The 1,715-nt window shown below is 60.1% G+C and carries 1 protein-coding gene; it reads left to right on the forward strand.

Annotated features, from left to right (window positions below):
• The first annotated feature begins 354 nt into the window (after window positions 1-354).
• On the forward strand, window positions 355-1,620 hold the full coding sequence (ltrA, locus tag ACFWIC_RS41035) for a group II intron reverse transcriptase/maturase (protein ID WP_380522312.1): 1,266 nt from the start codon (window positions 355-357) through the stop codon (window positions 1,618-1,620).
• Window positions 1,621-1,715: the final 95 nt, after the last annotated feature.

Raw genomic sequence — 1,715 nt, forward strand, 5'->3', positions numbered from 1 at the left:
GTTAAGCAGACAGATGACATCAAAACCGGGGTCTTTGGCTAGCTCCGGGATGAGCCTGGCGGGTGTCCGCTTATTGGCCAGGTGGTGTCCGGCATGTAGACGACGTGAGCCCGGTCTGCCGCTTTCGCATGGAACAGGAGAAGGCGTTCCCCGATACTGCCATTCCCAACAAGGGAGGGCGAGAGGGAGTGTCCCAAGCGGCAGACACCGTAAGGGATCGAGTACCGATGCGGGGTGCGCTGGCGGACCGGCTCGTAGTAGTGATGAAGCTCCTGTAATGGGAGTTGAGCGAAGGAGCCGGGCCATTCGTGACGTTGTTTATCTGGACAACCGGGTCTTCCCGGGAGGAACTGCATGGACGCGTTGAAGTCATCAGGTAAGCCGTTTGATATTTCGAAGCGGGAAGTATGGGAGGCATACGAGGGAGTAAGGGCAAACAGAGGCGCGCCCGGTGTGGACAGTCAGTCCATCGAGGACTTCGAGAAGGATCTGAAGGGCAACCTTTATAAGATCTGGAACAGGATGTCGTCAGGGACGTACTTCCCTCCGCCGGTGCGTGCGGTCGAGATCCCCAAGACGTCGCCGGGAGGCGGTGTGAGGATCTTGGGTGTGCCCACGGTGGCCGACAGAATTGCCCAGACCGTAGTGGCCAGGCATCTCATGGAACGGGTTGATCCCGTATTTCATGAAGACTCCTACGGTTACCGGCCGGGGCGGTCGGCATTGGATGCGGTGGAGCGCTGCCGTGAGCGTTGTTGGAAGAGGGACTGGGTCATCGATCTCGATGTCCAGAAGTTCTTCGACAGCGTCCGGTGGGATCTCATCGTCAAAGCCGTGGAAGCGCACACCGATGCCAGTTGGGTGGTTCTGTATGTGAAGCGGTGGCTCCAAGCGCCGCTGCAACTGCCTGATGGCACCTTGCAGGTACGAGACCGGGGAACCCCACAGGGTTCAGCGGTCTCACCCGTGCTGGCGAACCTGTTCATGCACTATGCGTTCGATACATGGCTGGCGCGGAAGTGGCCGGGCATCACCTTCGAGCGCTATGCGGACGATGCAGTCGTGCACTGCGTGTCGGAGCGTCAGGCCCGCGAAGTGCTGGCCGCGCTGATGGACAGGATGGAGGAGGTCGGGCTGCGACTGCATCCCGACAAGACCAAGATCGTGTATTGCCGAGACGGGAAACGCCAACGGCCTTTCAGGCAGACGGAGTTCACCTTCCTCGGGTACACGTTTCGCGCACGCGAGAGCCGGAACAAGCACGGGCGGCGGTCCACGTCGTTCGAGCCGGCGATCAGCAAGGAAGCTCTGAAGAGGATCAGTGCGGAAGTCAGAAGTTGGCGGCTCCACACTCGGTCCGACCTCTCCTTCGTAGAACTCGCGCGACGGATCAATCCGATCGTGCGGGGCTGGATGCAGTACTTCGGTCGGTTCTACCGGTCGGCGCTGACACCCCTCTTGATGCGCATCAATGCCTACTTGGTGCGCTGGATCCGCCAGAAGTACAAGAAGCTCGCGGCGCTACGGAAAGCACTCCGGAAAATGTGGGAGATCGCCGAACGGTATCCCCGCATGTTCGCGCAATGGAAATGGACTACCATCGCGTCCTCGTCTTGGTGATCAGAATGGCAAGAGCCGTGTAAAGGGAGACCTTTAAGCACGGTTCTGTGAGAGCCGGGGGGTGAGATTCCCCCCGGCTACTCGGCAGACCGTCG

Source organism: Kitasatospora sp. NPDC127035, assembly GCF_042726075.1.
Lineage (GTDB): Bacteria > Actinomycetota > Actinomycetes > Streptomycetales > Streptomycetaceae > Kitasatospora.